The sequence below is a fragment of the Pseudomonas sp. 11/12A genome (assembly GCF_000800055.1).
GTDB lineage: Bacteria > Pseudomonadota > Gammaproteobacteria > Pseudomonadales > Pseudomonadaceae > Aquipseudomonas > Aquipseudomonas mohnii.
This window is the reverse complement of record NZ_JUGV01000001.1, coordinates 5,207,285-5,226,395: the sequence shown is the minus strand read 5'-3', so window position 1 is coordinate 5,226,395 and position 19,111 is coordinate 5,207,285. Positions and strand designations below refer to the sequence as shown.

Sequence of the window (19,111 nt, the reverse complement as noted above, 5' to 3'; positions counted from 1 at the left end):
CGCTCGGCCAGGAGCCGTCATGCCTCAACCTCGTGCCCGGATCGCCTCGCAGTTGGGTCTTGCGCTCGCTGTGATTCTGGTGACTGTCATCAGCGCAAGTACCTTGTTCGCCCTGCGTTCGCTGAACACCGCCAACCTGGCCACCCGCGAAGAGCATCTGGCGAGCGAAGCCCGGTTATTGGCCGATCAGTTGAGCACCTTCCACGGTACATTGCGTGAAAGCACCCAGCGCCTGGCGGGCCTGTTCGAAAAGCGTTTCAGTGCTGGCTTGAGCGTGCACCCTGATGAGCCGGTAACGGTTGCGGGCACGCAGACCCCGGGGCTGCATCTGGGCAGCGAAGTGCTGAACAACAACTTCAAGGAAGTGGATGAGTTCAAGCAGATGACCGCTGGCGTGGCGACAGTGTTCGTGCGCAGCGGCGAAGACTTTATCCGGGTCAGTACATCCCTGAGCAAACAGGACGGCAGCCGGGCCATCGGCACCCTGCTTGATCATGCTCACCCGGCCTACGCACGCCTGATCGCGGGGCAGGGCTATGTCGGGCGTGCGTTGCTGTTCGATCGCTCCTACATGACGCAATACACCCCGGTACGGGACAGCACGGGCAAGGTGATTGCCGTGCTGTTCGTGGGCTTCGATTACACCGACGCGCAGAACGCGCAGTTCGAAAACCTCAAGCGTTTCCGCATCGGCCAGACCGGTTCACTGGCACTGTTGGACGAGCAGAACAAATGGCTGGTACCGATTGCCGGTGTGCAAGCGCTGGATCAGGCCGTGCCGGCCGTCGTGGCGCTGGTCAAGACGCCGGGCAAAGGCCGGTTCTGGAGCGACAAGTCCGAAGACTTCTACAGCATCGCCGTGCCGTTTGAAGGCGGGCCGTGGTCGGTGGTGGCGAGCATGCCGAAAACCGAAATCAGCGCCGTGACCTGGAGCGTCGGTATCCAGTTGGCTATTGGCAGTCTGTTGGCGATGTTGCTGGCGGTTGGCGCGGCGGTGTGGCTGTTGCGCAGCAAACTGGCGCCGCTGGGGGATCTGGTGCGTCAGGCCGAAGCCTTGGGCGCCGGTGATTTGAGCGTGCGTCTAAGCGTGTCGAGCAACGATGAAATCGGCCAGTTGGCTCGTGCGTTTAACCAAATGAGTCAAGCGTTGTCGACCATGGTCGAGCACATTCGCAACGCCTCGATGGAGGTCAACAGCCGCGCCCAGGCCTTGTCCGGTTTGTCTGGCGGTGCCTATGAAGGGATGGAGCAGCAATCGGGCGAGATCACCAGCATGGCCGGGGCCGTGGAAGAGTTCAGCGCCACCTCCCTGAACATTGCCGACAACATGGGCAGCACCCAGCGCCTGGCCCAGGAAAACGCCCAGCAAACCCGGATCGGTCGCACGTCGATGGACGAAGCTTCCTCGTCCCTGGAGCACATCGCCGGTGCACTGAACAGCACCGCGACGGTAATCAACACCTTGGGCCAGCGCTCCCAGGAAATCGGCGGCATCGTTGGCGTCATCACCTCGATCGCCGAACAAACCAACTTGTTGGCGCTTAATGCTGCGATCGAAGCGGCGCGTGCCGGTGAGCAGGGGCGTGGCTTTGCCGTGGTGGCCGATGAGGTGCGCAACCTGGCTTCGCGCACCCGTCAGGCCACGGACGAGATTTCCGTGATGATCCAGAGCATCCAGCAGGAAACGGGCAACGCCATCAGCACCATGGAGCAGGGTAATGTGCTGATGCAGGAAGGCTTGTCGCGCAATGCCAATGTCGCCTCCGCACTGGCGCGTATCGACGAGCAAAGCCGTTCGGCTGGCCAGCAATTCGCCGCGATCACCACGGCGACCCAGGAGCAGAGCAGCACCGCGACCTTGCTCAGCAGCAACTTGCAAAGCATTGCCCTGGCGAATAGCGAGCAGCGTGAAGTGGTGTCGAACCTGGCGGTCACTGCCAAAGAGCTGGAAAAGCTGGCGGCAGACTTGCGTGCCGAGGTTGACCGGTTTCGTTGAGGTGCTTTTGAAATAGTCGATGCGGCGTCGGCACTTATTGCGTCGCCGGCCGATACTGCAATGCTTCCGCCAGATGCTCACGCCTGATCCTGTCGACCTGCTCCAGATCTGCCAAGGTTCGCGCCACCTTCAGCAGCCGATGCGCCGAGCGCAGCGACAGGGTCAGCCTTTCACAGGCCGTTTCCAGCCAGGTCTCATCGACTGTGGATAACGTGCAGTGCCGGCGCAGCCCCGGCAAATCGAGAAAGGCGTTGGCGCACCCTTGACGCTTTTGTTGTCGTTCACGGGCTTTAGCGACCAGCTCCGCCGCGCTGGCGCTGTCCTCTCCGGGTTTCACCGTCGGGTTCAGCGCCGTGGCCTCCCGCGCAACCGTCAGGTGCAAATCGATCCGATCCAGCAAGGGCCCGGACAGTTTGTTGCGATAGCGCTGAACCATGTCCGGCGTGCAGGAGCAGCGGCCAGTGGGTTCGCCAAGATATCCACAGGGGCACGGATTCATTGCCGCCACCAGCTGAAAACGTGCCGGGAATCGCACGCGATCCTTCGCCCGGGAAATCACGATATGGCCCGACTCCAGAGGCTCCCTCAAAACCTCCAGTACTTTGCGGTCGAACTCCGGAAGCTCATCGAGAAATAAAACACCGTGGTGGGCGAGGGTAATTTCACCAGGCTGCGGTTTCGAGCCGCCACCGACCAGCGCCGGGCCTGAAGCCGAGTGGTGCGGTTGTCGGAAGGGGCGCTGCGGCCAATGACTCAACGGGACGCAACTGGTGACTGACTGAATCGCCGCCACTTCCAGTGCTTCGCACTCGGCCAGGGGCGGCAACAGCCCTGGCAGGCGACTCGCCAGAAGCGTCTTGCCCGTTCCCGGAGGTCCGCTGAACAGCAGGTTATGCGCGCCGGCTGCAGCAATCAGCAACGCCCGTTTGGCGGCTTGCTGGCCCTGCACTTCGTTCAGGTCGGGGTAGGGTTTGCTGGCGTGGATCAATCCATCGGAGACATAGGGTTCTACCGGCGTGTGTCCATTGAAATGCGCCACGGCCTGCAGCAGATGATCCACTGCAATCACCTTCAACCCCGACGCCAGGCACGCCTCCTCGGCATTCGCGCTCGGCACCATCAACGAACGCCCGGCCTTGCGCGCGGCCAGTGCCGCCGGCAACACGCCCCGCACCGCACGCACTGCGCCTGACAGGGCCAGCTCACCCAGACATTCCACGTCATCGAGCGTCAACGTCGGCACCTGCACGCTGGCCGAAAGAATCCCCAGGGCAATCGCCAGATCGAACCGTCCGCCATCCTTGGGCAAATCCGCCGGTGCCAGATTCAAGGTGATGCGCCGCGCCGGAAACTGCAGCCCCGAATTGATGATCGCACTGCGCACCCGATCCTTGCTCTCCTTCACGGCCGCCTCAGGCAGGCCGACCATGGTCAGCGACGGCAAGCCATTGGCCAGATGGACTTCGACGGTGACGGCGGGGGCATCCACGCCAATCTGGGCGCGGCTGTGGACGATGGAGAGGGACATGGTCGTTCCTTGAGTTGTACGGGGGCCGCTTCCTGCGGGTTTTTGAAGGGTAGTTGTGGGAAGGCGTTTCGGTGTGATGACCCGGGCAACAAACTTTCGCAGGATGTTGCGCACCCGACAGCCACCCCTGTGGCGAGGGAGCACGCTCCCTCGCCACAGGTTCTCTAGCATTCGGCTATTTCTGCGTCATGTTGATAGTGGGGCTCAACGCAGTTGCAGCACCCGCGAAGCGCGTCTCCACCACGAGTCGCCCAGCGCACGTTGTGGTCCTTCTTGGTCGGGCAGCATCTGCGGCACATCCTGCAACCGAATCCAGGGCTGGTTGTTCCAGTGCAGCAAGCTCAACGACATTTGCGGCCAGTTGAGCAGGCTCAGTTGTGGACGTTCGGTTGTGGTGGGGTGTTGGGCGTCTCGTAGGGCAGGGACGACTTCGTGGGTGAGCCATTCACGCAAGGCTCGGTATTCGGGGCAGTAGTGGTAGACGAGTATGGCGTATACGCCGGATTCGCTGATCAGCAGGGTGTCTTCGATTCGGCCGTAGATCAGGATTTTGGTGGTTTGGTATTGGTCGGGATCGAGTTTTCGGAGTTGGCGGTCGTTGAGGTAGATGCGTAGTAATCGGCCCAGGTCGCGGGCGCTGAACCAGGGTTGGTTTTGCAGGAGTAGGGCGTGCAGGTGGAGTTTGTGGCGGGTGAAGACGTGGGGGATCAAACAAGTGTCGTTTTGATTCATTGATACAGCTCCTTTTGCTTAAGGGCTGCCGGAAATTGTCGCCAAACAATTGGGTGGCAGTTGTACGCGGGTTGGCGAACCGGAGCAAAAGGAACCCGGCAGACCCAAGGGTCTCCCACGCACAACCGCCATGACTCGATGTGGCAGTTAAACCTGCCATCGGATGGACGTCGTGTTCCTTAAGCTTTCCAGGTCGCCAAACCCAAAGCTGAACATTCAGCTGGGGATGAGCTTAGAAACTGGAGGCTTTGCGACGCAATCGGACGGCGGTGAGATTTCTGTAGGACGTTGCCGAGAGGGTGGCGGGGCTGTGGATCAAAAGATCTCAGCCTGTGGCGAATCCTGCAGGGTGGTCTGCCCAGCGTGGGAAGGCCGGTAGACCGAGGCGACCCCATTCGCGGGCAAGCCCGCTCCCACCGGGGATCGCATTTCACAGGGTAATAGCGGTGTTACTCGGCAGGTGGATTCAGTTTCGCTTCCAGTTCCGCGACCTTCGTCTCAAGTGCCTCCAACCGTGCCCGCGTCCGCGCCAGCACGACCATCTGGCTATCAAACTCTTCCCGGCTCACCAGATCCAGTTTGCTGAAGCCGCTTTGCAGCAGGGCCTTGAACTGGCTTTCGATTTCGCTTTTCGGCAATGGGGTGTCGCCGCTGAAGAGACGGGAGGCGGTGCCCGTCAGGGCGTCGAGGAAGTCTTTGGGCGCGAGCATGGGAAAGGTCCTGATAACAATGGCCGGCAGTGTATCACGCAGTGTCTATAGTCATTTCGCGGGCAAAGGATGCACGCTTTTCGCGCATGGGGACGGACGGCATCGCACCGTTGTTGTGCGTAACGCGTGCGGTGTTGTTGCGAAGTCGCTGCCATCTGCTGGTAAAGGCTTGAAAACAGTACGTTTTGTGGAGATGGCAAGCTTTCTGCTTAGACGGTAGTGACCCATGCACTGATGCAGTCGCTGTGACGAATGCAGTGCGCCAAGCGGAGCACGGGAAGTGTTTCGTGAGGAGCGGGTAGCTGGCGTCGGACGGGCAAGTAAGGTCGACGATGCGTTACAAAGCCAGGCACTGCGCTTAGACTTGAGACGGGTTTGTTTTCCTGGGGCAAGTCCACCAATTCGGGAGAGAGTTTTCATGAAGCTAGTCACTGCCATCATCAAGCCGTTCAAGTTGGACGATGTGCGCGAGTCGTTGTCCGAGATCGGCGTGCAGGGCATTACCGTCACTGAAGTCAAAGGCTTCGGTCGGCAGAAGGGTCACACCGAGCTGTATCGTGGCGCGGAGTATGTGGTCGATTTCCTGCCAAAGGTGAAGATTGATGTCGCCATTGACGACAAGGATCTCGACCGGGTTATCGAGGCGATAACCAAGGCCGCCAACACCGGCAAGATCGGTGACGGCAAGATCTTCGTGGTCAATCTGGAACAGGCGATTCGCATCCGTACCGGCGAAACCGATACCGACGCAATCTAAGCCGCCACAAACCCAACGCCCCAGGAGAAAACAATATGACTCTGCGTAAATTCGCAGGGCTAGGAGCCCTGTTGTCCATCGTAATGCCCGGCCTGGCCATGGCGGCAGATCCGGTGGCGACTCCAGTCCTCAACTCCGGCGATACCGCCTGGATGTTGACCTCGACAGCCCTCGTGCTGTTCATGACCATTCCCGGCCTCGCGCTGTTCTACGGCGGCATGGTTCGGTCGAAAAACATTCTTTCCGTGATGATGCAGTGCTTCGCCATTACCGGTCTGATCAGCGTCCTGTGGGTCATTTATGGCTACAGCATCGCGTTCGACACCACCGGCATGGAACAAGGCGTCATCAACTTCAACTCGTTCTTTGGCGGCATGGGCAAGGCGTTCCTCGCCGGCATCACCCCTGCCAGCCTGACCGGCCCTGCGGCTCTGTTCCCTGAGGCGGTGTTCGTCACCTTCCAGATGACCTTCGCCATCATCACCCCGGCGCTGATCGTCGGTGCCTTCGCCGAGCGGATGAAGTTCTCCGCGATGCTGGTTTTCATGGGCGTCTGGTTCACGCTGGTCTACGCGCCGATCGCGCACATGGTCTGGTCCGGCAACGGCGGCCTGCTGTGGGACTGGGGCGTGCTGGACTTCGCTGGTGGCACCGTGGTGCACATCAACGCCGGTGTGGCCGGTCTGATTGCCTGCCTGGTGCTGGGCAAGCGTAAAGGCTTCCCGACCACCCCAATGGCGCCGCACAACCTTGGCTATACCCTGATGGGTGCGGCGATGCTGTGGGTCGGCTGGTTCGGTTTCAACGCCGGTTCCGCCGCGGCGGCCAACGGTACTGCCGGCATGGCGATGCTGGTGACCCAGATCGCAACCGCCGCTGCTGCATTGGGCTGGATGTTCGCCGAGTGGATCACCCACGGCAAACCAAGCGCACTGGGCATCGCTTCGGGTGTGGTTGCAGGTCTGGTGGCCATCACTCCGGCGGCCGGCACCGTAGGCCCTATGGGCGCTCTGGTGATCGGCCTGGCAGCAGGCGTGGTGTGCTTCTTCTGCGCCACGACCCTGAAACGCAAACTCGGCTATGACGATTCCCTGGACGCCTTCGGCGTGCACGGTATCGGCGGTATCCTCGGTGCAATTCTGACCGGTGTTTTCGCTGCACCGTCCCTGGGTGGCTTCGGTACCGTCACCGACATCGCCGCACAAGTCTGGATTCAATGCAAAGGCGTGGGCTTCACGGTGATCTACACCGCGATCGTCACCTTCATCATTCTCAAGGTACTGGATGCCGTCATGGGTCTGCGTGTCACCGAGGAAGAAGAAGCCGTCGGTATCGATCTGGCGCTTCACAACGAACGCGGCTACAACTTGTAAGCACGCGCATGAGAAAACTTGCCCGGCTTGCCGGGCATTTTTTTGTCCGGATTTTGTCGTTAAGGGAAGCGCTGAAAGGTTTTTTCTGACAGCTTTTGCACTGTTTGCGACGCGGGTTTTTGTGCCGCCGATGGCTTACAGGATTGAAGGAATATTAGGGCCTTTGTTTTTTCCCAGAGCGCGCTAGAATGCGCCCCGAACGTGCGGAGAACTGTATGTGGCAACAGACTCTGATTACTCTGCGGGCGAGGCCCCGGGGCTTTCATCTGGTAACGGACGAGTTACTCGCCGGCTTGCCTGAACTCAGGGCGTGCCGGGTTGGTCTGCTGCATTTGTGGCTACAGCATACCTCGGCGTCGTTGACCATCAACGAGAACGCCGATCCGGCGGTACGTCGCGACTTCGAACGGTTTTTCAATCGTCTGATCCCACAAGGAGCAGACGGCTATGAGCATAACGACGAAGGCCTGGACGACCTCCCGGCGCACTTCAAGGCCAGTGTGCTTGGCTGTCAGCTCAGTCTGCCGATATCGGCAGGCCGATTGGCGTTAGGGACCTGGCAAGGCGTTTATCTGGGCGAGCACCGTGATCACGGCGGTGCTCGTAAAGTCCTCGCCACCGTGCACGGTGAAGGGGCATAACCGCTGGTCACCAGCGGCTGTTGATTTTTTTCCGGCAGCCTTCGACAGAGGGCAAAGCTGGGCTATAACTAATCTGCTTTTCGCAAGTCATGAGGTAGAACATGAGCGACGATGATCTGGAAAACGACGACCTCGAAGTAGGCGACGACGACGAAACCGAAGAAGGTCTGGAAGCGGCGGCGGAAGATGTCGCTGAAGATGACGGCGGTGATGCGCCGGTTCCGACCGCCAAAGGCAAAGCCAAGGCAGCGGTATCGGTCGATGAGTTGCCAAGTGTCGAAGCCAAGAACAAGGAACGCGACGCCCTGGCCAAGGCCATGGAAGAGTTCCTGGCTCGTGGCGGCAAGGTGCAGGAAGTGGAGGCCAATGTGGTCGCCGATCCTCCCAAGAAGCCTGATAACAAGTACGGCAGCCGGCCTATCTAAGCCTGATTCCTTGCTTGCTGAAAAAGCCCGCCGTCGCTGCGGGCTTTTTCATGCCTGAAACAAAAAAGATGAAAACGGTGGTGATCCCTGTAGGCGCGAGCTTGCTCGCGATGGCGGAGTGTCAGGCAACCTTATTTTGAATGTTGCGCCCTCATCGCAAGCTCGCACAGGTTTTCTTGTCAGTTCGAGGTCTTGTTCCAACTCGCCAGCAACGCCGGCAACTCGGTCAGGCTGCGAATCTCGGCATCCGGCAACCGGTCGGCTTCCCAGTCCTTGCCGGCCGGGTTGAACCAGATCGCCCGCAGCCCCGCTTGCTGGGCACCGGCAATGTCATCGCCTGGGTGGTCACCGATATGCACCGCGGTCTCGGCAGTGGCGCCACCACGCTGCAGCGCCTCATGGAACAATCGAGAGTCAGGTTTGGCGATGCCGATGTCTTCGGCGCATAACGCGAACTTGAAATAATCCGCCAGCCCCAGGCGCCGCACATCGGCATTGCCGTTGGTCACCACGCCGAGGGTGTAATGGTTGGCCAGCACTTCCAGGGTCGGTTGCACTTCGGGGAAGATTTCCAGCTGATGCCGGGCGTGCAGAAACACCTCGAAACTCTGATCGGCCAGGTCGGACGCTTCCGTATGGGCGTAGCCGGCTTCTTCCAGCGCCTGGAACAGCACCCGGCGGCGCAGGGCGCTGATGCGGTGCTTGAGGTTAGGTTCGATGCTCAGGATGCGTTCGCGAATGGCCCACAAGTGTTCCACCGGTACCGCGCCCAGATTCGGTGCGTGTTCAGCCAGCCATTCACGCAATATGGCTTCGGCGCTGACGATCACCGGAGCGGTGTCCCAGAGGGTGTCGTCGAGGTCGAAGGTGATCAGTTGGAGAGTCATGAATCATCGCCTTTAATGCGTTTGGCCCGTGGATGAGCACTGTCGTAGACCGTGGCCAGGTGCTGGAAGTCCAGGTGGGTATAAATCTGCGTGGTCTTGATGTCCGAATGGCCGAGCAGTTCCTGCACCGCCCGCAGGTCCTGGGAGGACTCCAGCAAGTGGCTGGCGAAGGAGTGGCGCAACATGTGCGGGTGCAGGTTTTGCCCGAGCTCCCGTTCGCCAGCGGCTTTTACCCGTAGCTGAATCGCCCGTGGGCCCAGTCGCCGGCCTTGCTGGCTGACAAACACCGCGTCGTCCACCGGATTGGCCAATGCCCGTAACGGCAACCAGAGCTCCAATGCCTCGCGCGCCATTTTGCCCACCGGCAACAGGCGGGTTTTGCTGCCCTTGCCGAGCACCTGGATCATGCCATCCGCCAAATCAAGCTGATCGAGATTCAGTCCGGTCAGCTCCGACAGGCGCAATCCGGAAGAGTAGAACAGCTCAAGTATCGCCTGATCGCGGCGTGCCAGAAAATCATCCTCCACACCCCCTTCAAGCAATTGCAGCGCGCGGTCAGTGTCGAGGGTTTTCGGCAGGCGGCGTTCGCCCTTGGGCGGCGCCAGGCCGTTGGCCGGGTCGTGGTCGCACAGGCCTTCGCGGTTCAGGTAGTGATAGAGGCCACGTACCGCCGACAAGAGCCGCGCCAGGCTGCGGGAAGACTGGCCCTGGGCATGCAGGCGAGCGATCAGGCTACGCAGACGCTGGATGTCCAGCGCCGCCCAGCTGCCAATGTTCTGTTTGACGCACCAGCCCAGCACCTTGTCGAGGTCGCGACGATAGGCCGAAAGCGTGTGCGGCGACACCTGTCGCTCACTGCGCAGGTGTTCGCAATAAGCGTCCAGTTGCCGTTCCATGTTCAGCGTACCGAGCGCAGGGAGTTGTTGACCCGTGGCAGCACGCGGCCCAAGACTTCGGCGATGTAACTCAGGAACAGGGTGCCCACCGAGCTTTTGTAATGCTGCGGATCACGGCTGGCGATGGCCAGGATGCCGTGGATGCCCTGATGGCTGATGGCGACGACGGCGGTGGAACCGATCTGCTTGCGCTGCTCTTCGCCGAACAGGAAGTCCAGCTCGTGCTCGCGCAGGCTGCCGCTGACGCTTTTGTCTTCCTGCAACAAGCCGCCAATGGCCACTTGTGCCTCGGCATGAGTCACCCAGCGGCCGACCGGCATGGCGTTGTCGCCAAGCAGGATGAGGCTGACAAAGGGCACCTGGAAGTCCTGGCGCAGGCTGTCTTCGACAGACATCACCACGTCTTCCAGGCTGGCGGCATCCATCAGCGCGAGGATCAGGCGGCGGGTCTTGTCGAACAACCGGTCGTTGTCGCGGGCCACGTCCATCAAGTGCGAGAGACGGTGCCGCAACTCGATGTTGCGGTCACGCAGGAGGGTCATCTGGCGCTCGACCAGCGAAACGGTGTCGCCGCGTCGGTGGGGAATGCGCAAGGCCGGCAGCAGTTCTTCATGCTGGACGAAGAAGTCCGGATGAGCCTCCAGGTACGCGGCAATTGCCGCCGCCTCCAGGCTCTCGGACGGGGATTCGTCGGACTGTCGGGCGGGTACCTGAGGCTTATCGGTCATGGCTTTGGCTCACTCAAAGACGCACTTGTCCTTCATATACACGTACTGCCGGGCCGGTCATCAAGACCGGGTGGCCAGGGCCTGCCCATTCAATGGACAGGCGCCCGCCAGGCAGGTCGATCAATAGCGGCGAATCCATCCACCCCTGGCTGATCGCGGCCACTGCGGCGGCGCAGGCGCCGGTACCGCAGGCCTGGGTTTCCCCGGCGCCACGCTCCCAGACACGCAGCTGCGCGCGGCCCCGGTCGATGACCTGGAGAAAACCGACATTGACCCGTGCCGGAAAGCGCGGGTGATGTTCAATTTTCGGCCCCAATTCATGGACCGGTGCGTTGTTGATATCGCTGACCCGCAGAACCGCATGGGGATTGCCCATGGACACGGCGGCCAGTTCTACCGGGGTGCCATCGACGTCGACCTGATAGCTCAGGGCCTGCTCGGGTGCCTGGAACGGGATGTCGGCGGGCACCAGGCGCGGGGCGCCCATGTTCACGCCAATCTGCCCGTCGCTGCGCACGTCCAGCTCGATGATGCCACTTTTGGTTTCGACACGGATCTGCCGTTTTGCGGTCAGGCGCTTGTCGAGCACGAAGCGGGCGAAACAGCGCGCACCATTGCCGCACTGTTCCACTTCAGAGCCGTCGGAGTTGAAGATCCGATAACGGAAGTCCACGTCCGGGTTGCTTGGCGCTTCGACGATCAGCAGCTGGTCGAAACCGATACCGGTGTGTCGGTCACCCCAAAGCTTGGCGTGCTTGGGCAGAATATGCGCGTGCTGGCTGACCAGGTCGAGGACCATGAAGTCGTTGCCCAGGCCGTGCATTTTGGTAAAACGCAGCAGCATGGTTTTACTCCGGCAGCAGGCTTTCGCCAGCAAACAACTCGGCTACCGTTTCACGGCGACGCACTTCAAACGCCTGATCACCGTCCACCAACACTTCAGCGGCACGGCCACGGGTGTTGTAGTTGGAGCTCATGACAAACCCGTAGGCGCCAGCCGAATGCACAGCCAGCAGATCGCCTTCTTCCAGGGCCAATTGACGATCCTTGGCCAGGAAGTCGCCGGTCTCGCAGATCGGGCCGACGATGTCGTAGGCGCGACCGGCCGTGTTGCGCGGGCGCACGGCTGTCACGTCCATCCAGGCCTGATACAGCGCCGGGCGGATCAGGTCGTTCATGGCCGCATCGACGATGGCGAAATCCTTGTGTTCGGTGTGCTTGAGGTACTCGACCTGCGTCAGCAGCACGCCGGCATTGGCCACGATGAAACGGCCCGGTTCGAACACCAGCGCCAGGTCGCGACCGTCAAGGCGTTCACGCACGGCCTTGATGTAGTCGGCAGCCAATGGCGGCTCTTCATCGCGATAACGCACGCCCAGGCCGCCACCGAGATCGATGTGGCGCAGGTAAATGCCGCAATCGCCGAGGCGGTCGACCAGGCCCAGCAGGCGGTCGAGGGCGTCGATGAAGGGCGGCAGGGTGGTCAGTTGCGAGCCGATATGGCAGTCGACGCCGACCACTTCCAGGTTTGGCAGCTGCGCGGCGCGCACATACACGTCTTCGGCGTCGGCAATGGCGATGCCGAACTTGTTCTCTTTGAGACCGGTGGAAATGTACGGGTGAGTGCCGGCATCGACATCCGGATTCACGCGCAGCGAAATCGGCGCACGAACACCCAGTTCGGCGGCCACCACTTGCAGGCGTTCCAGCTCGTCGGTGGACTCGACGTTGAAGCAGTGCACGCCGACTTCCAGGGCACGACGCATGTCGTCACGGGTCTTGCCGACACCGGAGAACACGATCTTGTCGGCGCTGCCGCCGGCAGCCAGTACGCGTTCCAGCTCGCCACGGGAAACGATGTCGAAACCGGCGCCCAGACGCGCCAGGACATTCAGTACACCCAGGTTGGAGTTGGCCTTGACCGCGAAGCAGACCAGGTGTGGCATGCCCGCCAGTGCATCGGCGTAGGCCAGGTACTGGGCTTCGATGTGGGCACGGGAGTAAACGTAAGTCGGTGTACCAAAGCGTTCGGCGATAGCAGACAGGGCAACACCTTCCGCGAACAGTTCACCGTCACGGTAGTTAAAAGCGTCCATGAGGTTCCCTTATTGGTAGACGTCGTGCTTGTGCGCCTTGGAGGCAGGCTTTTGCGAGGACTGGGCCTGTGCTGCAGGGTCCTGGTCTTCGTCGGGCAGGTACAGCGGGCCTTTTTGACCGCAGGCCGACACAAGGCAGGCAACCGCGAGGAGCGCAGCAAGGGAAGAGATCAGGCGCTTCATGGCGAAATCCTTGAAAATGCATTAATTGCGCCGGAGTATACCGGCCGCCCGGCGGCTTGCCTATGCGACGGGGCTCCCGTCCGGCGGGCCTCGGCTCGATGCCGTCGGTATCATGCAATCCTTGCGGGAGTGAGCCTGCTGGCGATAGCGGTGTTTCTGTTGACCATAATGTGGCAGCGTCATCGCGAGCAGGCTCGCTCCCATAGATTGGGGTTGCCGGGTGTTATTCTTTGCAATCGAGAGGCCTCGGTCGTATCTTGCGGCGCTTGAGCCTGATCAGACACTTTTTGAGGTTGCCGTAATGAGTTTGTCCGAAGCGCGTTTCCATGACCTGGTCGATGCCACCCAACAAACGTTGGAGGACATCTTTGACGACAGCGACCTGGATATCGATCTGGAAAGCTCGGCCGGTGTGCTCACCGTCAAGTTCGTGAACGGAACTCAGTTGATCTTCAGTCGACAAGAACCGTTGCGGCAGTTGTGGCTCGCAGCGGTGTCCGGTGGCTTCCACTTCGATTACGACGAAGAGAGCGATCGCTGGATGTGCGACAAGAGCGAAGAGCAACTGGGCGAGATGCTCGAGCGCATCGTCAAGGCCCAGGCTGACGTCGAACTCGATTTCGAAGGTCTGTAATACCGTGACACAGTCTGCGCCGGTACGTCCGCCCAAGCCGCTCTACAGCAATATCAGCCCGGCGGTGCCATCGCCGTGCAGTGGCGTGTGCCGGCTGGATGAGCAGAAAGTCTGCCTCGGCTGTTTCCGCCACGTCGAAGACATCCGCGAATGGCGCTCGGCGGATGACGAGCGGCGCCGGGTGATTTGCGAACAGGCTCTGAAACGCCGGTCTCTATAGGCGCTGGCCTGACAGCGATGGCGGTCGTGCCCCTTCAGATCTTATCGCCGGCAAGCCGGCGCTTGCAGGGTTGCGCGCTGTCCGGTTCTGGCTTGTATATTTTTTGAGCTGTGTTAGTGTCCGGGTACGCCTCAACTCATCGAGGCTTGTGAAAACCCCGCCTGTTTCTGGCGGGGTTTTGCTTTTTTCGTGCAGAAGAAAGGAGTCTGCCCTGATCATGACCGCACCTTCCATCACCCTTACCCGTCTGGACGTACAGCGTCTGGAGCGTCTGATCGACAGCCTGGATGACACGCTGCCGGGCGTTATCGCGCTGCAAACCGAGCTGGATCGCGCCGATACATTGGTCAGTCACGAAGAAGTGCCGGCCGATGTCGTGACCATGAATTCCCGCGTGCACTGCCGTGAAGAGAGCAGTGGCAAGGATTATCACCTGACCCTGGTTTATCCGAAGGATGCCAACGCCGACGAAGGCCGGATTTCCATCCTGGCGCCCGTGGGCAGTGCGCTGCTCGGCCTCAAGGTTGGTCAGCACATCGATTGGCCAGCGCCGGGTGGCAAGACCCTGAAACTGACCCTGCTGGAAGTCGAATCGCAGCCAGCCAATGGCGGCGCCTTCCCTGAGTGACAACCTGTCAGGCCTGTTCGAGCGCCTCGTTCAGTGCGTGCTCCAGGTCGGCCTTGTAACGTAGATACATATTGCTTGAACTCTGCCCATCACCGAGCAGGCCTGTCAGGTCAAGGTCGGTGATGTAGCAGCGATAGCGCTCGGTTTCGCTGCGCTGTTCGATGATTTCCCGGGCGACCACGCTGAACAGTTGGTCGCCATGCTCCAGCTCTGAAAACTCCCGCTGATTGCAATACAACGTGACCTGGACCTTGCCCGGTACCGCTTTGCCGACGATCGCCTGTACGTCATAGAACGGTTTGTTGGCGGCGGTTTGCGGTGCCGGTCGGGGTTCGACCCTGCGCGCCCGCCCCGCACCGGAAGGCAGCAGCCGGTAATACAGGGTGTCCAGGCTCGGGGGGTGGGCCGCGTCCATCGGTAGCAAGGTGTCGCGCCGGTACAGGATCGACTGGAGGAACCGTTGCAGCGGCATCAGGAGGCTTTGTTCGTCGTGCCACGGCAAGCGCTGGTGCCACAAGGCATTGAATTCATCGAGTACGTACAGATCGGCCTGGTCTTCGTTGACCCGGTAGAACACCTGGATGCAGTCGGGCTGCCCCATGGGCAAGAGCAGCGCCAGGTTGTGGTCTTCCAGGGCCTTGTGATCGAGGTGCAGCGGGCTGTAGCTGGCCAGGTCTTCGCTCAGGTAATCGAACAGCGCAGGCAATGAGGCCAGGGCGACGTGATTGACTTGGCCGGGTATCAGCTCAAGTACGTGGTATTGCTGCTGGACCTGAATCATGTAGCGGTAATTGAGGTTGCTAAGCAGCAGGTTCTGCGCCGTGTCGAGGATTTCTTCGACGCGCTGGGCGATGAATTGCGCGCGGTTGTGGCAGAAGCACTGTACTCGCAACCGGGGCTGCTGCGGTCCGTTGGGCAGATTGTTGAGGTAGTCGCGCAGGCAGTCGAGCAGGGCGTGAGGTCCGTCGAAGCGATTGACCAGGACTTCGTTCCAGCTATTGAGCGTGACTTGATCCAGGGTCAGCACCAGGTTTTCCCTGACGCCGGCATAGCTCAGGGAGTCGGTGCGCTCGGTGGTCATCAGGATGTTCAGGTCGCGATGGTGCTTGAGCGGGTCGACGCCGACGTTCACCAGGATCAGCACCTCGCTGGGCACGCTGGCGCGCAGCAACGGTTCTTCGGCGACGGTCTGTAGCGGCAGGCGAATGCTCTGTTGCAGACTGCCCAGCAGGTTGAACAGTTCGAACTCGCTCAGGTCGCTGCTTCCGGGATGCAGGGCCAGACGGGTGCTGCTGTCGATCACGCCGTTGCGGTGGCACCAGGTCAGCAGTTCAAGCAATTGACGGCTGCGCTTGATCGGGGCGAAGTGTTCCCACTCAAGGGCGGCCAGGCTGCCGTTATACAAACCCCACTGGCTTGGCTCCGACCCCTTTTTGCTCGATGCGTACACCAGCGTCAGGGTGTCTTCAGCCAGGTCAGGCGCGATGCCCGGGTTGATGAATTCGACCTTGCCTGCCTTGCGCTCGAAGGCGGCATACAGACGTCGGCCCAGCACGCTGAGATCGCGTTTGTTGATCAGGCTGGCGGTTTGGTCGTTACGGGCAAATTGGGTCAGGAAGCGGTAGCTGTAGTTCAGCTCGTTGATCAGTGCCCGGCGCTCCGAGTCGACCTGGCGGACTTTCCACTGACTGCGGCTGTCGAGCAGCGCCAATTGCCGTGGGTCCCATTGCCATTCGTGGGCCAGCCGTTCCAGCAGCGAACGTTGCCAGCCCTGGGTTCGACCGCTGCTGCCGGTGAGTTTGCGATTGACCTTCAGGTACAGCGCGCGACGCACCACTTCCAGGCGCTCGGGCTCGTTGCGGGCGATAAGGTATTCCTCGATGCGCCGATAAACCACGACGTACGGGTCCAGCTCATCGAGGTCGAGCCGATTGGCGAACACGGCCTGCTTGAAGCGCAGGCTCAGGCACTGGACCCTGGGGTGTTCGCTGGCGTAAACCTCAGTCAGCAGCAGCTTGAGCACCGATTTGTAGGGCGACTCGATGCCCTTGAACAGTTGCCAGAGTCCGGCACCGATAAATTCGCCGGGCGGAATATAGGCCAGGTGCCCCAGGTCGAGGGTTTCGTCTGCGCGGATGAAGCGTTTGGAAATCAGCGTGTGGGTATAGCGGTCGTAACCCGCCTCTTCATAGACCGGTACCAGCCACCAGATCGGTGTGCGTCCGGCCAGCCAGATCGCGGTGCGGTAAAACTCGTCCAGCAGCAAGTAGTGTTGGGTGGTGCCACAGTCTTCCGAACTCAATTGGGTATCGCGCTCGCCGCGTACGAAGCGAACCGGGTCGATCAGGAAAAAGTGTGCTTCGGCCCCCTGGCTGTCGGCCCAGGCTTCCAGCAATTGGCATTTCTTGCGCAGCTCGGCGAGTTCTTGCTCGTTCAAATCCGGACTGTGACAGACCCACACGTCCATATCGCTCTGATCGGCCTGAGCCAGCGTGCCGAGGCTGCCCATCAGGAACAGGCCGTGAATCGGGCGCGGCGGATTGCTACCGTGGCGCGGCTTATAGGAAAACGAGCGGGTCAGGCGTTGAGCTTCGGCCAGGGCATTGGCATCCGGCTCGAAATTCGACAGCCCGGCCGGTGTGCTGCCGGAAACGTAACCCGGCAACAGCGGATGATTGACGTGAAAAAACAGCGGAAGAAGGTTGAGCACCCCTTGCTGGCGGGTCGACAACCCCTCCATGGCGCGAGCCATGCGGCCCTCATTGAGCTTCAGAAACCGCGCGCGCAGTTGGCTGAGAACCTTGCGGTCGATTCCCTCGTCCAGATCGGGGCGGATTTCATGGGTACGGGTCATGTCAGCTCAAACCGGCTCACAGGGTTCGGATGTGGGGCTCTCGGGATGAGGGGCAGTTTAGCGCCTCGGCCCCAGGGCGTTTAAGCTGATTTTGTATTTCTGGCGTCAGATTTTTATCGCGTGGCGACGGCCGGGAAAAGTTTGCCCGCGGAAATCCCGTGGTGGAGGTTTCCGTGGGCGATACGGTGTAATTCAGGCTGTTTCCCGGACGCGCAGGATGGTCAGAACGGTTTGTATGTTTTGCGCGGCATCACGACCCAGGCTGGTCAGGTAACCGCCATCGGGTTGGTCGATCAGTTCTTTTTCAAACAGGCGTCGGGCAGCGGCAATGGCTTTGGGGGCAGCGGTTTGATGAATTTTCAAACCTTCCTGGGAACTGTCCAGGTTGAAGAGTGCGAGGATTTCCAGTTCGGCAACCAGCTCAGGGGTAAGCGACATAAGGACTCCAGACTTTCTAGGAATTAGACGACAGCGCCCCTAAGGTGATCCCACTCGTGCGGCATGTCCAGCCCTCGCGACAGGGTTTTTTCATCATGGTGAGCATTCCCCGTTTTCAGTGGCTTGCAGGAGCGGGCTTGCTCAGGGCGGCGTTCCGACGATGGTCGTCAACGATGACGCTGGAAACCTGACGCCCGCGGTGCTCTCGGGTTTTTCGCGAGCTCGCTCCTGCAGGGGGAAGGGGTTATTTCTTTTCCGGGGGCAACTCGGGCAGCGCGCGCAGTGCCGCTTCGTACCATTCGGTGTTGAACGCGCGGTCTTCTTCGAGGATTGCGTCGATTTCCACGGCCAAAACATGAGCCATCAGGTTGAGAATTTCTTCCTTCTCGTAACCCACCAGCGTCAGCTTGTTGAAGGTCGCCTTGGCTGCCGGCGGATTATCGCTTTCGATCTGGTTTTCGATGGCTTCGATCAGGGTGTTTTCGGTGAATTCTTCTTCGTCGCTATCGATGTCTGTTGGCTCGCTCATAGCAGGCTCCTCAAGTTAAGGCGGCCAGTTTACCCGCATTCAGCCGCGTGATGCTGCTGGCGAGAAAGCCACGAGCGATCTATAAACACGCACTGCCCACCCCGCACGGCCTGGAGGCTCTGTGATGATCAAGCTTTATGGATTTTCCGTCAGCAACTACTACAACATGGTCAAACTGGCGTTGCTGGAAAAAGGCCTGGCGTTCGAAGAACTGCCGTTTTACGGCGGCACCAGCCCTGAGGCGCTGGCCATCAGTCCGCGCGGCAAGGTGCCGGTGTTGCAAGTCGAGCAGGGCTTCATTAACGAAACCGCCGTGATTCTCGAATACATCGAGCAGAGCCAGCAAGGCAGGCCCCTGCTGCCGAGCGGTCCATTCGAGCGCGCACAAGTGTTGGCGCTGGCCAAGGAAATCGAGTTGTACATCGAACTGCCGGCGCGCGCCTGTTTTGCCGAAGCGTTTTTCGGCATGACCGTGCCCGACGCAATCAAGGAAAAGACCAAAGCCGAGTTGCTGCTGGGAATGGCGGCCCTGGGCCGGCACGGCAAATTCGCCCCTTATGTAGCGGGCGACAGCTTGAGCGTGGCGGATTTGTATTTCCTGTACAGCGTGCCGCTGGCGTGTGGCGTGGCGCACAAACTGTTCGGGATTGATCTGTTGGCTGAAGTGCCGCAGGCCAAGGCGCTGCTGGAGCGTCTGGAGCAGAATCCGAATGTGCAACGGATCGCGGCGGACAAGGACGCGGCGATGCCAGCGTTTATGGCGATGGTCGCGTCCAGGAAGTAGTTTTGTAGCGCTCTTACGATCGCATCGCGAGCAGGCTCGCTCCCACAGGAGGTATGCGGCAGACACAAATTT

The 19,111-nt window shown here is 60.5% G+C and carries 21 protein-coding genes; 9 read left to right on the top strand and 12 right to left on the bottom strand.

Going from position 1 to position 19,111, the window contains the following annotated elements; translation table 11 throughout:
* The first annotated feature begins 19 nt into the window (after positions 1–19).
* A complete protein-coding gene (locus tag GQ39_RS24100; RefSeq protein WP_047535045.1) occupies positions 20–1,996 on the top strand; it encodes a methyl-accepting chemotaxis protein in 1,977 nt (658 codons plus the stop codon).
* 34 nt (positions 1,997–2,030) lie between these two features.
* Here the strand turns inward: GQ39_RS24100 and GQ39_RS24095 are convergent, their stop codons facing one another.
* The 3 genes from GQ39_RS24095 to GQ39_RS24085 all read right to left on the bottom strand — a co-directional run bounded on the left by GQ39_RS24095 (position 2,031) and on the right by GQ39_RS24085 (position 4,966).
* The gene (locus tag GQ39_RS24095; protein ID WP_047535043.1) at positions 2,031–3,524 is read right to left on the bottom strand and encodes a YifB family Mg chelatase-like AAA ATPase; all 1,494 of its coding nucleotides are present in this window, start codon (positions 3,522–3,524) and stop codon (positions 2,031–2,033) included.
* Between the two features lie 204 nt (positions 3,525–3,728).
* Positions 3,729–4,256 carry a BRO-N domain-containing protein gene (locus GQ39_RS24090; RefSeq protein ID WP_047535040.1) on the bottom strand — a complete coding sequence of 176 codons (528 nt, stop codon included), beginning with the start codon at positions 4,254–4,256 and terminating at the stop codon, positions 3,729–3,731.
* A 449-nt stretch (positions 4,257–4,705) separates the two neighbouring features.
* On the bottom strand, positions 4,706–4,966 hold the full coding sequence (locus tag GQ39_RS24085; RefSeq protein WP_047535037.1) for an accessory factor UbiK family protein: 261 nt from the start codon (positions 4,964–4,966) through the stop codon (positions 4,706–4,708).
* Positions 4,967–5,384: 418 nt separating this feature from the next.
* Between GQ39_RS24085 and glnK the strand changes: the two genes are divergently transcribed.
* The 4 genes from glnK (at position 5,385) to sutA (ending at position 8,162) form a co-directional block, all read left to right on the top strand.
* Positions 5,385–5,723 carry a P-II family nitrogen regulator gene (glnK, locus tag GQ39_RS24080; RefSeq protein WP_002555808.1) on the top strand — a complete coding sequence of 113 codons (339 nt, stop codon included), beginning with the start codon at positions 5,385–5,387 and terminating at the stop codon, positions 5,721–5,723.
* A 35-nt stretch (positions 5,724–5,758) separates the two neighbouring features.
* On the top strand, positions 5,759–7,096 hold the full coding sequence (locus GQ39_RS24075) for an ammonium transporter (RefSeq protein WP_047534956.1): 1,338 nt from the start codon (positions 5,759–5,761) through the stop codon (positions 7,094–7,096).
* A 215-nt stretch (positions 7,097–7,311) separates the two neighbouring features.
* Positions 7,312–7,737 (top strand): secondary thiamine-phosphate synthase enzyme YjbQ, encoded by a 426-nt coding sequence (locus GQ39_RS24070; RefSeq protein ID WP_047534955.1) that lies wholly within the window; start codon positions 7,312–7,314, stop codon positions 7,735–7,737.
* Positions 7,738–7,838: 101 nt separating this feature from the next.
* Complete coding sequence (gene sutA, locus GQ39_RS24065) at positions 7,839–8,162, top strand: transcriptional regulator SutA (RefSeq protein WP_007980816.1); 324 nt, start codon at positions 7,839–7,841, stop codon at positions 8,160–8,162.
* 179 nt (positions 8,163–8,341) lie between these two features.
* Here the strand turns inward: sutA and GQ39_RS24060 are convergent, their stop codons facing one another.
* From GQ39_RS24060 to lptM, 6 genes are read right to left on the bottom strand one after another with little or no spacing between them, the layout of a single operon-like run.
* A complete protein-coding gene (locus GQ39_RS24060; protein WP_047534954.1) occupies positions 8,342–9,049 on the bottom strand; it encodes an HAD family hydrolase in 708 nt (235 codons plus the stop codon).
* Positions 9,046–9,945 (bottom strand): tyrosine recombinase XerC, encoded by a 900-nt coding sequence (gene xerC, locus GQ39_RS24055; protein WP_047534953.1) that lies wholly within the window; start codon positions 9,943–9,945, stop codon positions 9,046–9,048. Before xerC ends, GQ39_RS24060 begins: the two co-directional genes overlap by 4 nt.
* 2 nt (positions 9,946–9,947) lie before the next feature.
* A complete protein-coding gene (locus tag GQ39_RS24050; protein WP_047534951.1) occupies positions 9,948–10,673 on the bottom strand; it encodes a DUF484 family protein in 726 nt (241 codons plus the stop codon).
* A 13-nt stretch (positions 10,674–10,686) separates the two neighbouring features.
* Positions 10,687–11,517 (bottom strand): diaminopimelate epimerase, encoded by an 831-nt coding sequence (gene dapF / locus GQ39_RS24045; RefSeq protein WP_047534948.1) that lies wholly within the window; start codon positions 11,515–11,517, stop codon positions 10,687–10,689.
* Positions 11,518–11,521: 4 nt separating this feature from the next.
* The gene (lysA, locus tag GQ39_RS24040) at positions 11,522–12,769 is read right to left on the bottom strand and encodes a diaminopimelate decarboxylase (RefSeq protein ID WP_047534945.1); all 1,248 of its coding nucleotides are present in this window, start codon (positions 12,767–12,769) and stop codon (positions 11,522–11,524) included.
* A 9-nt stretch (positions 12,770–12,778) separates the two neighbouring features.
* Complete coding sequence (gene lptM / locus GQ39_RS31825) at positions 12,779–12,952, bottom strand: LPS translocon maturation chaperone LptM (RefSeq protein ID WP_047534942.1); 174 nt, start codon at positions 12,950–12,952, stop codon at positions 12,779–12,781.
* Positions 12,953–13,253: 301 nt separating this feature from the next.
* Here lptM and cyaY point away from each other — a divergent pair, with 301 nt between their 5' ends.
* The 3 genes from cyaY (at position 13,254) to rnk (ending at position 14,434) form a co-directional block, all read left to right on the top strand.
* Positions 13,254–13,586 carry an iron donor protein CyaY gene (gene cyaY, locus GQ39_RS24030; RefSeq protein WP_047534939.1) on the top strand — a complete coding sequence of 111 codons (333 nt, stop codon included), beginning with the start codon at positions 13,254–13,256 and terminating at the stop codon, positions 13,584–13,586.
* 4 nt (positions 13,587–13,590) lie between these two features.
* Positions 13,591–13,806 (top strand): DUF1289 domain-containing protein, encoded by a 216-nt coding sequence (locus GQ39_RS31815; protein WP_081997964.1) that lies wholly within the window; start codon positions 13,591–13,593, stop codon positions 13,804–13,806.
* 217 nt (positions 13,807–14,023) lie between these two features.
* On the top strand, positions 14,024–14,434 hold the full coding sequence (gene rnk, locus GQ39_RS24025) for a nucleoside diphosphate kinase regulator (protein WP_047534936.1): 411 nt from the start codon (positions 14,024–14,026) through the stop codon (positions 14,432–14,434).
* Positions 14,435–14,441: 7 nt separating this feature from the next.
* On the opposite strand, the gene GQ39_RS24020 is transcribed toward rnk, so the two are convergent.
* From GQ39_RS24020 to GQ39_RS24010, 3 genes are all read right to left on the bottom strand, one after another.
* Positions 14,442–17,288, bottom strand: a complete 2,847-nt coding sequence (locus tag GQ39_RS24020; protein ID WP_047534933.1) for a class I adenylate cyclase — start codon at positions 17,286–17,288, stop codon at positions 14,442–14,444.
* 192 nt (positions 17,289–17,480) lie between these two features.
* Positions 17,481–17,726, bottom strand: a complete 246-nt coding sequence (locus GQ39_RS24015) for a TIGR02647 family protein (RefSeq protein WP_047534928.1) — start codon at positions 17,724–17,726, stop codon at positions 17,481–17,483.
* Positions 17,727–17,970: 244 nt separating this feature from the next.
* Positions 17,971–18,255 carry a hypothetical protein gene (locus GQ39_RS24010; RefSeq protein WP_047534926.1) on the bottom strand — a complete coding sequence of 95 codons (285 nt, stop codon included), beginning with the start codon at positions 18,253–18,255 and terminating at the stop codon, positions 17,971–17,973.
* A gap of 124 nt (positions 18,256–18,379) precedes the next feature.
* On the opposite strand from GQ39_RS24010, the gene GQ39_RS24005 reads away from it, so the two are divergent.
* Positions 18,380–19,039, top strand: coding sequence for a glutathione S-transferase family protein (locus GQ39_RS24005; RefSeq protein WP_047534923.1), 660 nt, complete (start codon positions 18,380–18,382; stop codon positions 19,037–19,039).
* Positions 19,040–19,111 lie beyond the last annotated feature (72 nt).